We start from the raw sequence: 17,987 nt of genomic DNA, 5'->3' as shown, positions 1-17,987 counted from the left end.
CATCACACCCCGCTTTGAAATGGTATTTTAATCATCATCACGGTTCCCTTATTCTTTTCGCTTGAAATCGTCAAGCCATACCCTTTGCCAAACATCAGCTGAATGCGCTCGTCGATATTTTGCAGCCCGATTCCTCTCCCGGTTGTCCGGACAAGCTCCTTTCTCGCCTTTTCCAAAAAGTCTTCATCCATGCCGGGGCCGTTGTCGGCAACCGTTAAATAGACAAGCTCTTCTTTTTTATATGCTTTGATTTGAATATGGCAAGGTTCAATGAAGGGCTCAAGGCAATATGTAATCGCGTTTTCAGCCAAAGGCTGGAGAACAAGCTTAGGTACGCGGCATTTTTTCACAGCCGGCTCAATGTCGAGCTCAAAAACGAGCCGCTCCTCAAAGCGAAACCGCTGAATCGTAAAATAGTGGCGCACGATTTCAGCTTCTTCCTCGATCGTCAGCACGTCGGTTTTCATATTGATGGCATTTCTGAGCAAAAACCCTAGAGATTCCGTCATCTTTGAAATTTGCGGCTGCCGGTTCGTTTTTGCAAGCCAGTTGATCGACTCGAGCGTGTTGTATAAAAAGTGGGGGTTGATTTGCGCTTGAAGCGCTTTGAATTCCGTCTCTTTCAGCATCAGCTGCTTCTTGTAGTTCTCGGCAATCAGTTCATTGATCCGTTCAACCATTGTAAAGAAATTGCGGTTTAAGACGCTGACTTCATCCTGCCGGTCTAAAGGAGCGCGAGTGAGCGGCGCCAGTTTAAAATCGCCGTTTTGGACATTTTTCATGGCCGCCACCAGCTTCTCAATCGGGCTCGTAATGCCCCTGGCCATTTTTCTTCCAAAGAGAACCGCAATCAGAAAAAAAAGGATAAAAAGGGAAATCAGGATCGTCTTCATCGCAGAAATTTTCGAAAACATAGCGTCAAAGGGGATCAGGCTCCAATATGTCCAATTCTTATACGCTGATTTGACATATGAAACGAAAAACCGCTGGCCGTTTTCCTCCACAATGTCATATCCGTTTTCAGCATGAGAAGACAATCGGAGGCCATCGGTTTGGCTGAAAGGCATTTCAGAAAAAAACAGCTCCCGCCCGTCCGACATCGCAATCTTGCCCGCGCCTTCCCCCCAGTCTTTCGGAAGATCGCCGATCACCCGTTTTAAATCGGCGACAATCACCACTGTTCCCAGGTGGTCAAGGTTTAAACGCTCATAGGAGCGGATTTCCCGGACGGATAACAGCTCGCCGGTTTCACCCGGCATGGGCTCCCACATGTTGCTGCCTTTTTGGCGCGACGCTTTTTCGATCAGTGCATTCTTTTGCTCCCGCAATGCTTCGGTTAAATTCGCCCCTGCGGAGTACTCGGTGCCGGAAGCATCAAACAAATGAATCGATTTAATGTACCGCTTAGAGCCGGTATATTCGGCCAGCTTATCCCAAATTTTGCTTTTTATCCGGTAGCGTCCGTATTTGTTCTGGCCGCGGCCGGCTTTCAGGAGGTTCGCTTGGATGTCTGCGTCAGTGGTGATTTGATATGACACATCCTCAATCTTTTTCAATTCATCTTCAATGCTTTTTGATGATAGCATCAGCACCTGTGACGACTTCCTGTAAATCTGCTGGTCATATACCCGGAACGCGTATTGAATGCCGCTCAAGATCAGGATGAGCGAAACGGCCATGATCAGTGAAATCAAAATAAACAATTGATCTTTAATTTTTAAATGCTGATACCGGTTCACCGAACGAACACCTTCATTTCAAGCGTGGGGCGGCAGCCTGCTTGTCTGTCCGGCGCCCGTCGATTGCACGGAATGCCTGAAACGAAAGCTTCGTCAAAATGAAGCTTAAAGCGCTGCCGCTGAAAAACAGAAGAAATGTGACATGAAATAAAGCGAGCAGAATCATGCCAAACGCGCTGATCAGCATGAAAAACGAGGTGAGCGGACGGGAAAAGCCGATGATGAAGCTGTATTTCAGCACTGCAATCCGTTTTAAATCGTAGTGGACATCAATTGGAAAAGCGTATAAGAGGATGATGGCATAAATGATAAACAAACTGATGAACAGGCTTAAAAACACTGGCTGATCGTGAAAATAGACGGCCGCAATCTGAAAATCAACAAACAGCAATAAGCCGACCAGACCCAATATCAAACCGAGAACGCTTGATTTGGCCCATTTCTTTTTAAACGCCCGAAAAAACGTCTGAAACACCGGGACATCCGTTTTTCCCAGCGTCCACTGTCTAGTCACAGCGAACATCGCGGCGGTCGCCGGCGCTAAACCGAAGATGACCGCTCCCGCCAGCGTAAAGCCGATCCACAGCAGATTCAAATAGGCAAGCCGCATCACCCACTCGCAAAAGCGGTAAAATCCATTTGCCAACGTGTGAATCATGGTACCCCTCCTTTATAAATTGGTAAACGCTTTCAAAAAATATATTTCTATTCTTTCGAAAAAAATCCTCTTTTCCCCGCTGACGGAAGAAGGCTTGATCTAAATACTTTAGACCAAGCCTTGCTCCGCTATTTAGCCGATGTCTTAATGTTGACCCCAACCGCCGTTCCGTTTCTGCTTGAATCGGCAACCCCCATAAACGTTTTGTTCTCCCGGTCAATGAAAATGCTTTGGACATTGCCGATATCAACCGGATTCGAGCCGAATTTGTGGCCGAAGTCATTGAGCTTCCGTCTGACATCCTCCGGCATTCCGGATTCATAGCGGTACGAAGTCAGGCTGTTCGTATAGATCCTCGGCTCTTCAATCGCATCCTGAAGGCTCATGCCGTACTCAAAATAATTCAAGATCGTCTGGAAAACGGAAGCAATGATCGTCGTTCCGCCAGGGGAACCGACAGTCAGCACCGGTTTTTCATCTTTGAATACGATCGTCGGCGTCATGCTTGAAAGCGGCCTTTTATTCGGCTGCACTTCGTTGGCGCCGCCTGGAATCGCATCAAAATCGGTCAGTTCATTGTTCAAAAACAGTCCGTACCCGGGCACTAAAATCCCCGTTCCAAAAAGCTGTTCAATCGTTGTCGTATAAGAGACAACATTGCCCCACTGATCCGTGACGGTAAAATGCGTCGTCTCCCCGATCGTTTTATCTTCAGGCTGAGGCACGATCTCATAATTCGGCTCGCCTTCCTCATATTTCCACGGATCGCCCTCTTTCACATCGCGGTTCATCGAATCAAGGCTGATCAGCTTTTGCCGCTCCTTAATATAATCGGGATCGAGCAGCCCTCTGAGCGGAACATCGACAAATTCCGGATCGCCCGCATATGCAGCCCTGTCCGCATAGGAGAGATGCATCGTTTCCGCGAGCAGATGATATTTTTCAAACGACTTTGGATCGTATTGCGATAAATGAAAATCATCAATCAATTTCAGCATCTGCAGCATGAACACTCCGCCTGAGCTTGGAGGAGGCATGCTTGCAATATCATAGCCGTGGTACTCGCCCCAGATGGGCTTATCTGTTGTGACCTCGTAGCGGGACAGGTCATCAGGTGTCATTGAACCCCCGAAATCCTGCACGACATCTGCAATCGCCCGGCCGATTTCCCCATCATAAAAGGCTTTTGACCCTTCTTTCCGTATCAATTTAAACGTTTTGGCCAAATCCTTTTGTACAAGGATATCGCCTTCTTTCAAAGGTTCACCGTCCGGAAGGAAAATATCCTTTGCGGCCGTTTTGCTCAGCTTGTCCTGATGATCCTTTATCGCGTCAGCCAAAACCGAGTCGATTGGGAACCCTTCCTCTGCAAGCTTTATAGAAGGCGAAATCAAGTCTTCCATTTTCTTTGTTCCCCACTTCTTATGCGCTGCTTCAAGCCCTTTCAGCGTTCCCGGCACACCGACCGCATTTCCGTGTCTCGACCTTTCTGAAAACGGAATCACCTTTCCGTCTTCATCCAAAAACATGTCAGGCTTGGCTCCCTCCGGAGCACGCTCCCTGCTGTTGATGATCGACGTTTCCTTCGTCTCGCCGTCGTAGACCATCATGAAACCGCCGCCGCCGATTCCAGACATCATCGGCTCTGTTACATTCAGTGCGTACTGGATCGCAATAGCTGCATCAATGGCATTCCCGCCCTTTTTCAAAACTTCGGCTCCGATTTTTGATGCAAGCGGATGGGCCGTAGCCACCATACCGTCTTTCCCGACGGCGACTTTATCACCATCTCCCCCGCTCATGACTCCTTCTGCTTTCGACACCGGACTGAAAAAGCAACCAACCGCCAAGCAAAACGCAACAACTAAGAAAGCTAACCGTCTCATCAGATCACCTTCCTTTCCAGTTTATTACTACTATAACAGGAAAGCGGACTGAAAATAAGAAAAACTCCCAATTTTCTATTTTTTTGAACCTAAACTCCCAAATTTCTCGAAACGATCCTGAGATCCGTTCTTTTGGAACGATGATATCAAAGGAAAAATCGCCTATTGTCATCTTAAAATCCCGGATGCCAGCTGGTGCTTGCGCCTATCTAAAAGGTATGACGATTTGAAAATTAATTGTTTTTTTCGACTGCACCTGTTTTTTTTCGACAAAAAGTTATATAATATTTTGATGTGTGCATTGTCTCATTTAAACAATGGAGGGTTACAAATGTTGAAAAGAAAAAAAGACAAGTTTTCCGTGCTTTTGACGGAAATTGCAAAAAATTTAGATGAAACAGCTGAGTATTTTGTTAACTATAAAGTGACGAATCAGACAACCCTTAAAGAATTCGCGGATACCTTAAAAGAGTATGAGACAAAAGGAGATAACTATGTACATACGATGATTAAGGAGCTGAACAAAGCATTTATCACGCCGATTGAACGCGAAGACATCCTTCAGCTTACAAACAGCCTCGATGATGTACTCGACGGCATCGAGCACTTTTCAGCCATGATGGAAATATTCTCGATCACATCTTCAGATGAGCATATTGACAAATTCAGCGGCTATATCAGAGAATGCGCAAAAGAAATTCTGGTGACGATCGAATTGCTGGCGGAAAATCGCCTGAAAGAAATTCAGCCGCACGCCATTAAAATTAAAGAATACGAACATAACTGCGATAACCTGCACCGCAAATCGCTGAAAAATCTTTTCGGTAAAGAGACAGATCCGATTAAAGTGATCCAGTACAGAGAAATCTATGAGACGCTTGAAGAAATCGCAGATTCATGCCAAAGTGTAGCAAACAATTTAGAAACCATCATAATGAAAAATGCGTAACGAGGGATTATAATGGATCTTTTATTTGTATTAACCATATTGATTGTCATCTTTGCTTTGGCATTTGACTTTATCAACGGCTTTCATGATACGGCAAATGCGATCGCCACCTCGGTATCGACAAAAGCGTTAAAACCAAGGCATGCCATTATTATGGCCGCTGTCATGAACTTCGCCGGCGCCATGACGTTCACAGGCGTAGCCAAAACAATTACAAGCGACATCGCCGACCCTTTCAAGCTTGAAAACGGATCGGTCGTGATCCTTGCCGCTCTTATCGCCGGCATTACATGGAACCTAGTGACCTGGTATTTCGGGATTCCCAGCAGCTCATCCCATGCGATCATCGGAGCGATTGCCGGAGCTGTCATCGCATCGGAAGGATTTGCCGCGATTAAATACCACGGATTTATTAAAATTATTGAAGCACTTATATTATCGCCCATTTTGGCGTTTGTTTTAGGATATTTGATCTACAGCATCGTCAAAGTCATTTTTAAGAACAGCAATCTGGCAAAAACGAATAAGCGGTTTCGGCGCGTTCAAATCGCGACAGCTGCCATTCAGTCCTATACGCACGGCACGAACGATGCACAGAAAGCGATGGGTATCATTACGATGGCTTTAATCGCGGGTAACTTGCACAGTACAACCGACATCCCGTTCTGGGTGCAGTTTGCATGCGCCATGGCCATGGGACTCGGAACATCTGTCGGCGGCTGGAAAATCATCAAAACCGTCGGCGGAAAAATCATGAAGATCCGTCCCGTCAACGGTGTCTCTGCAGATTTGACGGGAGCCCTCATCATCTTTGGCGCGACGATCGTCCATTTGCCTGTCAGCACGACACACGTCATTTCTTCATCCATTTTAGGCGTGGGCGCTTCCCACCGGGTGAAAGGCGTAAACTGGGGCACCGCAAAGCGGATGCTGATCACTTGGGTCATTACCCTTCCCATTTCGGCAACCATCGGTGCATTTGCCTATTTCATACTTGATTTATTCTTTTAATCAGCACACTCCCGTCCGAATCTAGGACGGGAGTTTTCATGTTTAAAAGAAAGCCGGCATAACAATAGAAATAGGAACTGCACTATTTCTCGGGAAGAGGGAAACAAGTTATGCTGCTATTTTATCAATTCCTTGTTTGGCTTATTGTTTTGGCGCTGGCTCTGTACGTAGCTGCCGTGTGGCGTTTTGAAAAACAGCTCGCCGAAAAAACGGTCGCCATCAGAAAAACGTGGTACCTTCTTTATGTCATCGGCGCCGTGATATATTGGACGCACGATCCGCAGTCAATTTTCACAAACCCGCTTCATTACCTGATCGTTGCCGTTTTTTTCACGTTGACAGACGCTTTTATTTTCTTAAATGCCTACTTTAAAAAGCTCGGCAGCTCTGAACTCGCGACAGATACAAGAATGCTTCTCGAAGAAAACAACGACCTCCTCCACACGTATCAAAACAGGCTGAAAACGTTTCAATACCTATTGAAAAACGAACCGATCCACATCTATTATGGAAATATAGAAGCGTATGCAGAAGGCATCGAAAAGCTCATCAAACGGTTTGCCGAAAAAATGAATATATCCGCTGCACTTTGCGAATATAATTCAGAAGAAAGCAAGGATCATTTGCTTGAGCATATGGAAAACCGGTTCGATGTTCAAGAAAAGCTTGACCGCAAAGACGTTTATTATGAAGAAAACGGAAAAATGGTCCTCATTCCTTTTTCCATCCACGATTTTGACTATGTCATGAAGTTAACCTCAGAAGACCTTGTCACAGAATTTGATTATCTCCTGTTTACTTCTTTAACAAGCATCTATGATCTTCTGCTACCAAACGAAGAGGAAGGTGACGACTGATGGAGCCTGCTTTTCAGCAAGACCAGGAAAGCGTAAAAAAGCGCCTCGCCTTTAAAATGTTTAAAAGGCAATCCAAAACCAATATCGCGAAATACGAAGTCAGCCCCTATACCGAACGGATTTTCCGGCAAAACGAACGGCTGATCGGCGAGTATAAAAGAAAAAAAGCTTAACGAGGACGGGAAAAAAATTCTCCCGTCCTTATTCCGTTTTCCCGTTTCTTACATACAATAAACCAATCAACTAAACCGCTGAATTAGGTGATGCTGTGAAAAAACTGAAAAAACAAGTCAAACACGTCGATTTCGCAAAATTCGGCCTGTCAGACTATACCTCTCTTCTCAGAAGAAGAAGCGAAAAAATCATTAAAACGCTGAACAGAAGAAAAAACAAACCGTGAAGCTTGGACTTTCACCCTCCTTCTCTGCTGAGAAGGGGGTTATTTTCATGTCTACAGGAGCATCATAAAGGATGCCCCTGTCCGCCTTCTCCTACAGATTGAGGCAGCCTTTCAGAACGTATCGGTTTCACAAACAAAGCGACGCAAATAGAACCTGCCACCGCCAGCCCTCCCGCAAGCAAAAAGGCGCTTGTGAAAGCTCCGGTGTACTCGACGATGTACCCTGTAACCGTCGGACCGATAATGCCGGATGTATTGGCAAGAAAATGCATGAATCCGCTCACGCCCCCGACCCTGTCCGGATGAACGATATCCTGTATAATCGCCCAGTATGTGATGCCGGTCAAATACAAAAAGAAAACCGATAATGCGACAAGTGCAACAGCTCCAAACGCGGTAGTGACAAGCCCGGCAAATCCAATGCATACCGCTGCAGCCAAAAGGCAGCACACAAGCACGGCTTTTCTGGAAAACATCTGTTTGCCCGTCAGCTTGAACAGATAATCTGAAATAAATCCCCCAAGCGCAAGACCGAGAAATCCGACAACCCACGGTATAATCGTTGCAACGCTCATATCGTGAATGCTCAGCCCCCGGGCTGTCGTTAAATAGCTCGGAAACCATGTTAAGAAAAAGAACAAAATATAGTTGTAGGAAAAGAACGCGAACGCCGTAAACAGCACGGTCGGCTGCTTCAAATAAAAAGACAGCGGGATGCCGGTATCCTTTTTCGGACGCGCTTCCTTTTCAGGAGACAAACTGCCGGAATCAGCCGGCTTATCTTTCATGAATTTCATCCAGAAGCAAGTCCAAACAAGCCCGATGATCATGATCAACACAAAGGAAGCCTTCCACCCCCAATGGATCGCGATCAATCCGACGATCGGACCTGAAACGGCTCCGCCGAGCGGCGTTCCGCACATTGTCATGCCGAGCGCTCTTGCCCTTTCTTTTTGCGGAAACCAATTGTTGACCGACTTGCTCGTTGCCGCTGACAGCGGACCTTCCCCCATGCCGAAAATGACGCGGATGATAAACAGTGAAACGAAATTATATGTCAGTGCAATAGCGCCGCTGAAAACCGACCATACGACCATTGCAGCCGACAGCGTATGTTTCGCTCCGTATTTGTCTGATGCCCAGCCGCCGATAAAATTAAAGACGGCATATCCGATGAAAAAACTGCTGAACAGCATGCCCATCTGCGCCGGACGTATGTTCAAATCTTCCTGAATAAAAGGAGCGGCGACAGACAATGCCGAACGATCCAAATAATTAATCACTCCCGCCAAAAAAAGCATCACGATGACAAACCCGCGGCCGTTTGAAAACATGGCCAACCCCCCTCTTTCCGAAATTTAGAAAACGCTTTCATTTCGTGCGATCTTACAGATGGATCAACACTTTCACAGGATTGGTTTCCGGAGCAAGCGCTGATTGAAATCCGTCAACAACATCGTGAAACGCCATCTGTCCGTTCACAAACCGGTTCGCATCCGCTCCGCCATCCATGATGGCTTTCATCACCGTCTCAAAATCTCTTCTTAATGCGTTGCGGCTGGATAAAATCGTCAGCTCCCGCATGTGGATTTCAGGATCGGGCATAGCCAGATGGTCGTTGACAAGTCCGACATAGATCAGCCGTCCCCCGTGTGCGGCGTACTGATAAGCGCTGTTCATCGATGCAGGGTGCCCTGTCGCATCAAAGACAGCCGTCGGAAAGTCGCCGTTCGTCAACCGTTTGATCTCATCAGCCGCATGTTCTCCCCCTAATACGACTTCATCGGCTTCAGCCCATCTGCGGCTAAATGTGAGGCGCTCTTTTCTGACATCCATCGCGATGACTTTTGCACCCTTCAATTTTGCGAATTTCATCACGCTGAGCCCGATGGGCCCCGCTCCAACAACAAGCACCGTTTCCCCTTTTTTGATATTTGCCCTTTCTGCAGCGTGGGCGCCGATGCTTAAACATTCAACAACAGCAGCTTCGCTGAGCGTCAATCCTTCTGTTTTTAGCAGGTGGTCTGCCGGGACGTTTATGTATTCCCGCATTCCCCCGTCTGTATGGACACCGAGGACGTTCAGATTGACGCAGCAGTTGGGGCGTCCGTTCCGGCAGGCGATGCATGCCCCGCATTCCAAATAAGGAATAATTGACACTTGATCGCCCGGCTTGAGCGTTCCGCCGGAATTATCGATGCTGACAATTTCACCGGACAGTTCGTGTCCGAGCACTCTTGGATAAGAGAAAAATGGCTGTCTTCCGCAATAAGCGTGAAAATCCGTCCCGCATATTCCGATCCGTTTGATGCGGACCAATGCTTCCCCATCCTTTAGTTCCGGCATTTTCACATCCGTCATTTTAAAACGATAAGGCTTTTCACACACAATCTGCTTCATGTACCGGCCTCCCCTTTATCGTGTTTTTAGACACCGGCATAAGCCGTAAATCCGCCATCTACCGGCACTGTTATGCCGGTAACAAATCCGGACATCTTCTCATCCGCCAGCCAAAGCAGCGTCCCCAGCAAATCTTCCGGTTTGCCGAAACGCCTCATCGGGGTGTGAGAGATGATCTTCTTTGCTCTATCTGTAAATTCGCCGTTTTGATCAAGAAGAAGCCTTTCATTTTGATTGGTTAGGAAAAATCCCGGGGCAATGGCGTTGACCCTGATTCCCGTTTCGGCCAGATAGACGGCCAGCCATTTCGTAAAATTGTCGATGCCCGCTTTCGCCGCGCTGTATGCAGGCACTTTCGTCATCGGGGTTTGAGCGCTCATTGAAGAAATATTGATCACGGACGCCCCTTTTTGATTCAGCATCATTTTTGCAAATTGCTGTGTTGGAATGAAAGAACCGAGGAAGTTTAAATTGAGAACAGAACCGACATCATCGCAGTTCAGATCAAATAACGTCTTGATGTTGTCCTGGAAGATGTGCTCGGAGTTGAATGTTTCATCTGATGTCGTGCCATTGGGGTGATTGCCGCCGGCTCCGTTCACCAATAGATCACAGCCGCCGAATCGGTCGGCCACAACGCGTTTCGCCTGTTCAACGCTCCGTTGGCTGATGACATCACACTCAACTGCAATCGCTGCGCCGCCGGCTTTTCGGACAGCTTCGGCCACGAGTTCCCCTTTTTCAACGGTTCGATTAAGAATGGCAACATTCATACCCTGCCGGCCGAGCTCTCTCGCCATCGCACCGCAAAGCACCCCGCTGCCGCCTGTGATGACCGCAGTTTTCCCCGCTAAATTTTCATGGATTTCAAGCATTTTGAAGCCTCCTGTTTTTCTCTATTGAGCGAATCCCATATGCCCCATAAATACATGATACCGAGCGCCCTGTCATACAGACCGTAGCCGGGCCTGCACTTTTCATCCCAAATGTGGCGGCCGTGATCCGGACGCACATAGCCTGAAAAACCTGTTTCATGATAGGCTTTGACAATCCCGCAAATGTCAACTGTGCCATCTTTTGTTCTGTGCGATGTTTCGATAAAATCGCCGTTTTCGTAGACTTTGACGTTTCGGATATGGGCAAATGGAATCCGGTCGGCATACGCATGGATCATGGCGGAAATATCATTTTCGGGGTTGGCGCCCAATGAACCGCTGCACAGTGTCACGCCATTCGCCGGATGATCGACAAGCTGTAGCAGCCGCCCGATGCTTTCTCCTGAAGTCATGATGCGCGGGAGTCCGAAAACCGGCCACGGCGGATCATCGGGATGGATCGCCATTTTGATTCCGCAGCGTGCGGCGGTTGGAATGATGCGTTCAAGAAAATAGTGAAGATGGCTCCACAGATCCTCCTCCGTCACATTTTGATAGGCTTCAAACAGCCTTGTCAGATGCTCAAGCCGCTCCGGTTCCCAGCCGGGCATCGTGAATTCGGGATGCTTGGCGATTTGATCGACAAGCGCAAAAGGGTCGATTGTGTGCACCTTTGCGTGCTCATAGAACAAAGCGGTGGAACCGTCTGGAGCCTTTTTGTACAAATCGGTCCGCAGCCAGTCAAATACAGGCATAAAATTATAGCAGATCACTTTTACGCCGGCTTTGGCCAAATTTTCAATCGTTCGCTTGTATTTTTCAATATACAGATCTCTCGTCGGCAGCCCAAGCTTTATATCCTCATGGATGTTAACGCTTTCAACAACTTCAATGTGAAAACCGTGCTGTTCACACTGCCGCTTCACTTCTAAAATTTCTTCCAATGGCCACTCTTCACCCGGCGGCTGATGATGAAGCGCCCAAACGATTCCCTCCACACCGGGAATCTGCCTGATCTGCTCAAGGGTGACGGAGTCGTTTCCTTCTCCATACCATCTGAAAACCATTTTCATCACACTTCCTCCTCACCGATTCAATAAGATAAAATGATCTTTGTGACCTGATGGGGACAGTTTTTCGCTTTTTTCAACGCCTCTTCTATTTCCATAAAAGGCATGATCTCAGTGACAAAAGCCCGGGCTATTTCAGGGTTTTCATTCAAAAATTGAATGACGCCGGGAAATTGATTGACGCTGTGTTTTGTTCCATAAATTTCAATATCTTTCTTTGTGAGAAGAAGACCCGGAATCGTCACATTCCTCCCCGTTAAGCCGACAATGACAATGCGCCCGGCGGCGGCCGCCAAACGAACGGATTGCTCAATCGTCGCGGGAATCCCGGCCGCTTCGAACACAATCCCCGCTCCTTCTCCGCCTGTCAGCTTCAGAATCATTTGCTCTGCATCCTCTTCACCAGGCTGAATAACGGCATCCGCCCCGAATGCCTCGGCAAGCTCAAGCCTTTCCCTTACAGGATCGACAGCGATCACACGAACGTCGAAGCGCTTTTTTACCTGCGCCAAAATCGTTAACCCGATCGGACCCATTCCCAATATGACAATCGTTTCGCCTGTTTGAATATCTGCCCGCCGAACCGCCTGCGCTCCGATTGAAAACGGCTCGCACAAAGCAGCGGTTGCAAAATCCATTTGCTCAGGAATCGGATGGACATGCGTTTCTGGAACAATGATAAAATCAGCGAACCCTCCTCTGCGAACCGACCCGATCATATCGATGTTCATACAGGCGTTTGTCCTCCCTTTCCGACAAGGGTAGCAGCCTCCGCACGGGATCGCCGGTTCAATTACGACCCGTTCGCCTGCGGATCGCCCCCTCACGCCGGCCCCCGTTTTTTCAATGATGCCTGCAAGCTCATGTCCAAAGATCTGAGGGTACTGTGCATATGGATTTGAGCCGTCGTAAAAATGCACATCACTTCCGCAAATCCCGGCAGCCTTTATCTTGACAAGGACTTCACCGCTGGCCGGTTCGGGACGCGGTATGTCGTGAAATTCAATCGAATAAGGCTTCGTCATCACCGCAGCTTTCACATCACCACTCCTTTTAAAGCGCTTACTTTTTGAAATAACCGGGAAACTCATCAATGAGCATCTGTTTATCGACGATGACCAGCTGCAAATGCTCTTCGGCGATTTCCTTGGCTTTTGCCTTCTGTTTTGTTCGAATCGCTTCTGTTAATGCCGCGTGCTGCTGATGGATGGTGTTCCAGTTAAAATCGGCGGCAAGCCTTAAAAAGCGGATTCTTTGGAAGGGAACGTTCATCTGCTGAATCGCAGCCCAGACATTCGCTTTTCCGCAGCCTTCAAAAATCGTCTGATGAAACGCTTCATCTAATTCAAACAAACTTTCATAATTTTTCTGTGCGATCGATAATTCCTGCATCTTCACATTCTGCTCCAGCTTAAACATAGCTTCCTGCGGGAAGTCCTCACACGCCAGTTCAGCTACAGCCTTTTCCAGTTTTTCCCGCATAAACCTCGCTTCCTCCACCAGGTCAAGATCGATCAGCGACACGCGGGTTCCTTTCTGCGGATAGACTTCGAGAAGCCCTTCCTTCGACAGCTGCAAAAAAGCCTCTCTGACCGGAGTGCGGCTGACTTCATACCGTTCTGAAATCTCTTTTTCCGATATCTGCTCACCCGGAACAAGCCGAAACTTCATGATTTCTTCCTTCAGCACCTGATAGATTTGATCTCTGACAGAACGCGGGTTTAATTGTTTCATTTTCATGACTCTCACCCCCTCTCCGCCATACTACCATACAAGTATGGCTGTGGGATAGTTATTTTTTGAAAATTTTTAAAAAATATAAAGGAACTTTAAAAGTTCCTTTATTTCAAAAGGGACAACATTTTCGCTTTTGTCTTCGGTCCGTATATCCCGTCCGCTCCCAAACCGTACATCAGCTGAAAACGTTTCACCGCATTTGCCGTCTTCATTCCGTAATATCCGTCGATCCCGTTGTTTTTGGCCCCTTTATCAGGGTAGTAATAAAGAGCGGCAAGGGCTGTCTGGATTTGTGTGACGGCCGTTCCCTTCATCAGCGGGTTTTTCACCTTATAAATGCCGTCGGGAAGGGTCCACGTCTTGCTCTTGCCGGCTGCTGACGCTTCAGCGGCCGAGAGGGCTTTTTCAGTTGACGGACCGTAAATGCCGTCGGCTTTAATTCCCGCTTTCTTTTGCAAAGAAACAACCGCATGCACCGTCTCGTCTCCATAGCTTCCGTCCGCGCCGTATTTAGGCAGCGAAAAACCGGCCGCGACCAAGCGTGTTTGCAGCTTTTTCACATGAGAGCCTGACATTCCTTTTTTGAGGATAATGCCCGACGATGAACTTGTCTGGCTGGTGGAGGCAGCCGATACGGAAACGGTTTTCCTCCCCAAAAGGGAATCTACTCTTTTACGGAAAGCTGACAATTGGCCGGCATCTCTCACCCACGGGGTTGGACAGCCTTTGTTAGTGACATCGTAATGGCGGACAATCCGATCTGCGGACAAACCGTATGTCTTGCACAAATCCGCTACAAGCTCTGCCGCATTGCGAATCGTCTCTTCATGGATGGTACCGTCTTTTTCCACGCACATTTCGACCCCGAGAGCCGTGGTATTGGCATTCGGCTTCAGAAAGCTGACATAGCAGCGGTTTTGATCATGCGCATGATATGCGACTTCATGATCGGGAATAATATGCTGCGCCTCATGGCGGTCGACAAAATAATGAGCCGACGCATAACGCTTGTCGGCAATGCATGTGCCATTGAAATAATTTCGCTCATTCAATGCCGAAGCCCCGGGCGTCGCCGTCCAATGCATGACGATGCCTTTGACTGCCGCAAGCTTCAGCCCGGGACGGGTGTATTGATTGACTTTTACAAAGTTATTGATTACTTTGACCAAACTTCATCATTCCTTTTCAAATTCAATTCTGGAAAGTCTGAAAGGAAGCTTTATTTCGTTAAACCTTTTTTCTGTAAAACTTCTTTTTGCATTTTCCCTTTGCTCGTCACATAGTTGTTCTTATACCAGGCAACGAGCGATGCAGCGATCGTAAAAGCCGCAGATCCGGCCGAATACAGGGCATCCGCCAATGTATGAATCTGATCTTCAGCGACCGGCAAAACCGGCTTTCCAAACATGATCAACGTCTGATTGACCAGCGCAATAAAAAGAAGCACCGTCCTGACGACCGTGCCTTTGTCGATATGTTTCATGATGATGTCCTCCCTTATTTCTGCAATAAATTATAAAAAACAGCGATCGCGCCGCCGATGATGCCGGTGCTGACCGCTGTAATTATCGCGCCTGTGATGCTGCGCTTAATCCAGGTTGTATTCTCTTCGATTTTGTTCAGCTTTTCGTTAATCGAGATGATTTGCTGATCGTGGCGGTCTGATGTTCTTTCGAGTGTACTGACGCGCTGTTCGAGTGATTTTTGATCAGCTTTCATCTCCTGAACTTCTTTTTGGAATATATCCAGTTCTGGTGCTTCCGGCATTTTAATTCCCTCTTTCATATTTTATGCGGCCTTAAAACTAAATCCTAAACTGATATATTCATTTGGATTTACTGTATTTGAGCAGTTTTCGATCACGACATTACCATCAACACTCACTTGCAGCCTATGATACTGCGGAGTATTGGACATGCCCAATTGAGATGCTACACCTACAAACTGAAAAGCGCGGGACGGCCGATATCCTTTCGGCAATACGAATGCAGGTATATTAAAACCAATTTTCCCTTTTGCTATTGCACCTTCAACAAATACCGTACCTGTGGCATCTTTTGTATAACGAACTTTAGTGCTGTCCGCATAATTAACCCATTCGTTTAAAAGCGTTGGAAAGTGCCAAGTTAAGTTCGCCAACTTTGCCTCGAGACTCTCCGCGGAAATTAATTCTGTCCAGTCAGTCCAGTTGCCCCCGGCTATTGTTTTCCGATAGGTTCTATTTGCATTGTCAAACGCGATCGCTTGACCATAGTTACCTAAAGCGTTGCAAGTCCAAATCCCTCGAACGGCCGCACCTGGTCCGTTTATAGCTCCTGAGGCTGCCGTAAAATGTATCAGTCCGGTATACTGAGGTAGGATCGTTTGAAAGTCATCTTCGGCGCTTATATATACCTTTGCTTGTCCATTGTCCCCGGTAATATTAAAAATTTGACTTCCATTCCATTTATTTCTCTCATCTTCAGTAACATGCCGTGTTTGATCGTTATGATGCAAGTCAAACTCATCTTTTGTGGCCTGTCTTTTATTGATCACTTCCCCCAGACCGACCTGGGATTTTGTTACACCATGCGGGTTACCTTTGTTCGAAATGTGTGCATCTGTATAGGCAGTTGAACGTTGTTCAGCTTCGGCGGCAAACTGTGCAATCGACTCATCATTTGCATTCAGCTGGTCGATAACCTGATTAAACAAATCGGCATGGGCTCTGTCCGTCGTTCTGAAAGATCTCGGTTTTTGGATGTCCAATTTATATTAACCCTCCTCTGTGAAAAAGTAATCTATTCATTTTGCTATGCAGCTCTAAACTTAAACCCGAAAGTAATAAACTCGTTTGGATTTACTGTATTTGAACTGGATTGAATGCATACCCTTCCGTCAGTATCGATCAGTGTCCGGTGGATTTGCGGTATTGACCCAGTACCTATACTTGATGCAACACCTATAAAGTACATCGCTTGAATCGGGCGGAACCCCTCAGGCAGCGTAAACGCAGGAATATCAAAGCCAATCGTCCCGCCCGTTATTGATCCGATAATTTCGACTTCTCCAAGCATATTTTTACAAAACCGGACTTTGTGCGACCCATACTGTTTCCATCCATTTGTCAACGTTGGAGTCTGCCAAGCAACGTTTAAATCGGCGTTTGTGACTACTCTTTTCCATTCTCGAAACTGTCCATCTGTGTGAACTGTTCCATGCCATAAAGTATTATCATAGCTCCGCCACGCATGGATGGTCTTTCTTCCAGCGCCAGTTTCAATTACATCGTAATTAAACCAGGAGCTGTCGTTTTCTACAGGGTTGTTTTGAACAACATGGCCCATAGCATAATAAAAACCTGTCGGCAGCGTTAATAAATCCGTTCCATCCGGCAGTTTTGTGCGCGTTCCATTATTATCAGTAATTTTATATAACTGTGCATTGTTCCATTTTTCCCGTTCATCTTCATTCACATGGAGATTCGTATTTTGTTCATGAGCATCAACCTTGGCCTGTGCTCCACTGGTCGTTTCCTGGGTCTGCCATGGCGTCCATGTTGTTGAATCGGATTTTCTGAATCTAAAATACGACTGTGTCCCTTTGTACGATTCATAAGCTGCCTGAACCAAGGTATTGCCGAAACTCATGACAAGCAAAAATATCCGATTTGATGAAGGTGGCGAGTTGATTCCTTCATTATAGATGAGATACATGCCGGTTTCTGTCAAAGTGTTAAAATCTGTTGTTTCTGAACTGCCTCTGTAAAAGACTTTTCCGTTATTTTCGGTTATTTTATATAACTGCCCCGCGCTCCATTTTTCCCTCTCTTTGTCGGTGATGTGAATCGAATGGTCGTTAGCATGGGCATCAGTATACGTTTTAGCCCTTTCTTCAGCTTCCTCAGCCCGCTTTGCAATCCGTTCATCGTTTACATTCAGCTGATCTATCGCTTCGTTGAACAAGTCGGCATGGGCGCGGTCTGTTGTTTCAAAGCGTCTCGGTTTTTGGATGTCCACCTTGTTTCAGCTCCTTTAATAAATGTCGTCGATTTCAAAGACGAACTCGATGTCGCCGTCTTTCTGCTTGTCTGTCATCGTTCTGACCGCTGTGAATTTTCCGGCTTCATCGACAAGGGCGAGCTCGTTGATCGTTTCCCCTGCGAGTTCGCTTTCTCCCAATGTACATGTATAACGGACTTTCGCCGGCTCCATAAAGGCAAAGCCGTCGATATCCTTTTGCAGAAGTTCGTTTTTCAGGGCCTGTTCGTTGCCCTGCAGAGGAACGGGTTCGCCTTTATCGTTTGTACCTCCGTTTCCGAAAGCCATTTTTGTGATTTTGGTGAGCTTGCCGCCCTCAGCCCGTGCTTTTGCCATTTGCTGTCTCGCATAAAGCGTTGTCACTGTTAATTGTTGTGCCATTTTGA

Annotated in this window: 19 protein-coding genes and 2 pseudogenes; 5 read left to right on the top strand and 16 right to left on the bottom strand. The window is 47.1% G+C overall.

Translation table 11 applies throughout. The annotated features are described in order from the left end of the window. Nucleotides 1-2: 2 nt before the first annotated feature. The 3 genes from TRNA_RS28300 to ggt all read right to left on the bottom strand — a co-directional run bounded on the left by TRNA_RS28300 (nucleotide 3) and on the right by ggt (nucleotide 4,283). On the bottom strand, nucleotides 3-1,739 hold the full coding sequence (locus TRNA_RS28300; RefSeq protein WP_011197814.1) for a sensor histidine kinase: 1,737 nt from the start codon (nucleotides 1,737-1,739) through the stop codon (nucleotides 3-5). 13 nt (nucleotides 1,740-1,752) lie between these two features. After that, the gene (locus tag TRNA_RS28295) at nucleotides 1,753-2,397 is read right to left on the bottom strand and encodes a YesL family protein (RefSeq protein ID WP_009328721.1); all 645 of its coding nucleotides are present in this window, start codon (nucleotides 2,395-2,397) and stop codon (nucleotides 1,753-1,755) included. A 128-nt stretch (nucleotides 2,398-2,525) separates the two neighbouring features. Then, nucleotides 2,526-4,283, bottom strand: a complete 1,758-nt coding sequence (ggt, locus tag TRNA_RS28290; RefSeq protein ID WP_011197813.1) for a gamma-glutamyltransferase — start codon at nucleotides 4,281-4,283, stop codon at nucleotides 2,526-2,528. A 331-nt stretch (nucleotides 4,284-4,614) separates the two neighbouring features. Between ggt and TRNA_RS28285 the strand changes: the two genes are divergently transcribed. From TRNA_RS28285 to TRNA_RS44085, 5 genes are all read left to right on the top strand, one after another. Further along, complete coding sequence (locus TRNA_RS28285; RefSeq protein WP_003180884.1) at nucleotides 4,615-5,232, top strand: DUF47 domain-containing protein; 618 nt, start codon at nucleotides 4,615-4,617, stop codon at nucleotides 5,230-5,232. A 12-nt stretch (nucleotides 5,233-5,244) separates the two neighbouring features. Then, nucleotides 5,245-6,243, top strand: coding sequence for an inorganic phosphate transporter (locus TRNA_RS28280; protein WP_009328723.1), 999 nt, complete (start codon nucleotides 5,245-5,247; stop codon nucleotides 6,241-6,243). Between the two features lie 110 nt (nucleotides 6,244-6,353). After that, nucleotides 6,354-7,100 carry a type II toxin-antitoxin system SpoIISA family toxin gene (locus TRNA_RS28275; protein ID WP_003180879.1) on the top strand — a complete coding sequence of 249 codons (747 nt, stop codon included), beginning with the start codon at nucleotides 6,354-6,356 and terminating at the stop codon, nucleotides 7,098-7,100. After that, nucleotides 7,100-7,273: a type II toxin-antitoxin system SpoIISB family antitoxin gene (locus TRNA_RS28270; RefSeq protein ID WP_011197812.1), complete on the top strand. Its 174-nt coding sequence runs from the start codon at nucleotides 7,100-7,102 to the stop codon at nucleotides 7,271-7,273. Before TRNA_RS28275 ends, TRNA_RS28270 begins: the two co-directional genes overlap by 1 nt. 95 nt (nucleotides 7,274-7,368) lie before the next feature. Further along, nucleotides 7,369-7,500, top strand: coding sequence for a hypothetical protein (locus TRNA_RS44085; RefSeq protein WP_003180875.1), 132 nt, complete (start codon nucleotides 7,369-7,371; stop codon nucleotides 7,498-7,500). Between the two features lie 62 nt (nucleotides 7,501-7,562). Here the strand turns inward: TRNA_RS44085 and TRNA_RS28265 are convergent, their stop codons facing one another. The 13 genes and pseudogenes from TRNA_RS28265 to TRNA_RS28210 all read right to left on the bottom strand — a co-directional run bounded on the left by TRNA_RS28265 (nucleotide 7,563) and on the right by TRNA_RS28210 (nucleotide 17,982). Further along, on the bottom strand, nucleotides 7,563-8,834 hold the full coding sequence (locus TRNA_RS28265; protein WP_011197811.1) for an MFS transporter: 1,272 nt from the start codon (nucleotides 8,832-8,834) through the stop codon (nucleotides 7,563-7,565). A 52-nt stretch (nucleotides 8,835-8,886) separates the two neighbouring features. Further along, complete coding sequence (locus TRNA_RS28260; protein ID WP_011197810.1) at nucleotides 8,887-9,900, bottom strand: zinc-binding alcohol dehydrogenase family protein; 1,014 nt, start codon at nucleotides 9,898-9,900, stop codon at nucleotides 8,887-8,889. Nucleotides 9,901-9,926: 26 nt separating this feature from the next. Beyond that, nucleotides 9,927-10,775: an SDR family oxidoreductase gene (locus TRNA_RS28255; protein WP_009328728.1), complete on the bottom strand. Its 849-nt coding sequence runs from the start codon at nucleotides 10,773-10,775 to the stop codon at nucleotides 9,927-9,929. After that, the gene (uxuA, locus tag TRNA_RS28250; protein ID WP_003180867.1) at nucleotides 10,751-11,848 is read right to left on the bottom strand and encodes a mannonate dehydratase; all 1,098 of its coding nucleotides are present in this window, start codon (nucleotides 11,846-11,848) and stop codon (nucleotides 10,751-10,753) included. Before uxuA ends, TRNA_RS28255 begins: the two co-directional genes overlap by 25 nt. A 20-nt stretch (nucleotides 11,849-11,868) precedes the next feature. Further along, nucleotides 11,869-12,885 carry a zinc-binding alcohol dehydrogenase family protein gene (locus TRNA_RS28245; protein WP_003180865.1) on the bottom strand — a complete coding sequence of 339 codons (1,017 nt, stop codon included), beginning with the start codon at nucleotides 12,883-12,885 and terminating at the stop codon, nucleotides 11,869-11,871. Between the two features lie 22 nt (nucleotides 12,886-12,907). After that, nucleotides 12,908-13,585, bottom strand: a complete 678-nt coding sequence (locus tag TRNA_RS28240; RefSeq protein ID WP_003180863.1) for a GntR family transcriptional regulator — start codon at nucleotides 13,583-13,585, stop codon at nucleotides 12,908-12,910. 101 nt (nucleotides 13,586-13,686) lie between these two features. Further along, nucleotides 13,687-13,902, bottom strand: a pseudogene (locus tag TRNA_RS44420) (peptidoglycan-binding domain-containing protein); the annotation flags it as partial. Nucleotides 13,903-13,989: 87 nt separating this feature from the next. Then, nucleotides 13,990-14,751: pseudogene (locus TRNA_RS44415) on the bottom strand (N-acetylmuramoyl-L-alanine amidase); the annotation flags it as partial. 50 nt (nucleotides 14,752-14,801) lie between these two features. Further along, the gene (locus tag TRNA_RS28230; RefSeq protein WP_003180859.1) at nucleotides 14,802-15,065 is read right to left on the bottom strand and encodes a phage holin; all 264 of its coding nucleotides are present in this window, start codon (nucleotides 15,063-15,065) and stop codon (nucleotides 14,802-14,804) included. Between the two features lie 14 nt (nucleotides 15,066-15,079). Beyond that, on the bottom strand, nucleotides 15,080-15,349 hold the full coding sequence (locus TRNA_RS28225; RefSeq protein ID WP_011197809.1) for a hemolysin XhlA family protein: 270 nt from the start codon (nucleotides 15,347-15,349) through the stop codon (nucleotides 15,080-15,082). A gap of 21 nt (nucleotides 15,350-15,370) precedes the next feature. Continuing rightward, a complete protein-coding gene (locus TRNA_RS28220; RefSeq protein WP_011197808.1) occupies nucleotides 15,371-16,330 on the bottom strand; it encodes a hypothetical protein in 960 nt (319 codons plus the stop codon). A 44-nt stretch (nucleotides 16,331-16,374) separates the two neighbouring features. Further along, complete coding sequence (locus TRNA_RS28215; RefSeq protein ID WP_011197807.1) at nucleotides 16,375-17,580, bottom strand: pyocin knob domain-containing protein; 1,206 nt, start codon at nucleotides 17,578-17,580, stop codon at nucleotides 16,375-16,377. Between the two features lie 15 nt (nucleotides 17,581-17,595). Continuing rightward, nucleotides 17,596-17,982 (bottom strand): phage tail protein, encoded by a 387-nt coding sequence (locus TRNA_RS28210; RefSeq protein WP_003180850.1) that lies wholly within the window; start codon nucleotides 17,980-17,982, stop codon nucleotides 17,596-17,598. Nucleotides 17,983-17,987: the final 5 nt, after the last annotated feature.

Source organism: Bacillus licheniformis DSM 13 = ATCC 14580, assembly GCF_000011645.1.
Lineage (GTDB): Bacteria > Bacillota > Bacilli > Bacillales > Bacillaceae > Bacillus > Bacillus licheniformis.
This window is presented reverse-complemented; position numbering and strand designations above follow the sequence as displayed.

Excerpts from the sequence above, each read along its gene's own strand:
- TRNA_RS28295 (WP_009328721.1), bottom strand. The coding sequence starts at position 2,397 with ATGATTCACACGTTGGCAAATGGATTTTACCGCTTTTGCGAGTGGGTG.
- ggt (WP_011197813.1), bottom strand. The coding sequence starts at position 4,283 with ATGAGACGGTTAGCTTTCTTAGTTGTTGCGTTTTGCTTGGCGGTTGGT.
- TRNA_RS28285 (WP_003180884.1), top strand. The coding sequence starts at position 4,615 with ATGTTGAAAAGAAAAAAAGACAAGTTTTCCGTGCTTTTGACGGAAATT.
- TRNA_RS28280 (WP_009328723.1), top strand. The coding sequence starts at position 5,245 with ATGGATCTTTTATTTGTATTAACCATATTGATTGTCATCTTTGCTTTG.
- TRNA_RS28275 (WP_003180879.1), top strand. The coding sequence starts at position 6,354 with ATGCTGCTATTTTATCAATTCCTTGTTTGGCTTATTGTTTTGGCGCTG.
- TRNA_RS28270 (WP_011197812.1), top strand. The coding sequence starts at position 7,100 with ATGGAGCCTGCTTTTCAGCAAGACCAGGAAAGCGTAAAAAAGCGCCTC.
- TRNA_RS28265 (WP_011197811.1), bottom strand. The coding sequence starts at position 8,834 with ATGTTTTCAAACGGCCGCGGGTTTGTCATCGTGATGCTTTTTTTGGCG.
- TRNA_RS28260 (WP_011197810.1), bottom strand. The coding sequence starts at position 9,900 with ATGAAGCAGATTGTGTGTGAAAAGCCTTATCGTTTTAAAATGACGGAT.
- TRNA_RS28255 (WP_009328728.1), bottom strand. The coding sequence starts at position 10,775 with ATGCTTGAAATCCATGAAAATTTAGCGGGGAAAACTGCGGTCATCACA.
- uxuA (WP_003180867.1), bottom strand. The coding sequence starts at position 11,848 with ATGAAAATGGTTTTCAGATGGTATGGAGAAGGAAACGACTCCGTCACC.
- TRNA_RS28240 (WP_003180863.1), bottom strand. The coding sequence starts at position 13,585 with ATGAAAATGAAACAATTAAACCCGCGTTCTGTCAGAGATCAAATCTAT.
- TRNA_RS28230 (WP_003180859.1), bottom strand. The coding sequence starts at position 15,065 with ATGAAACATATCGACAAAGGCACGGTCGTCAGGACGGTGCTTCTTTTT.
- TRNA_RS28225 (WP_011197809.1), bottom strand. The coding sequence starts at position 15,349 with ATGCCGGAAGCACCAGAACTGGATATATTCCAAAAAGAAGTTCAGGAG.
- TRNA_RS28210 (WP_003180850.1), bottom strand. The coding sequence starts at position 17,982 with ATGGCACAACAATTAACAGTGACAACGCTTTATGCGAGACAGCAAATG.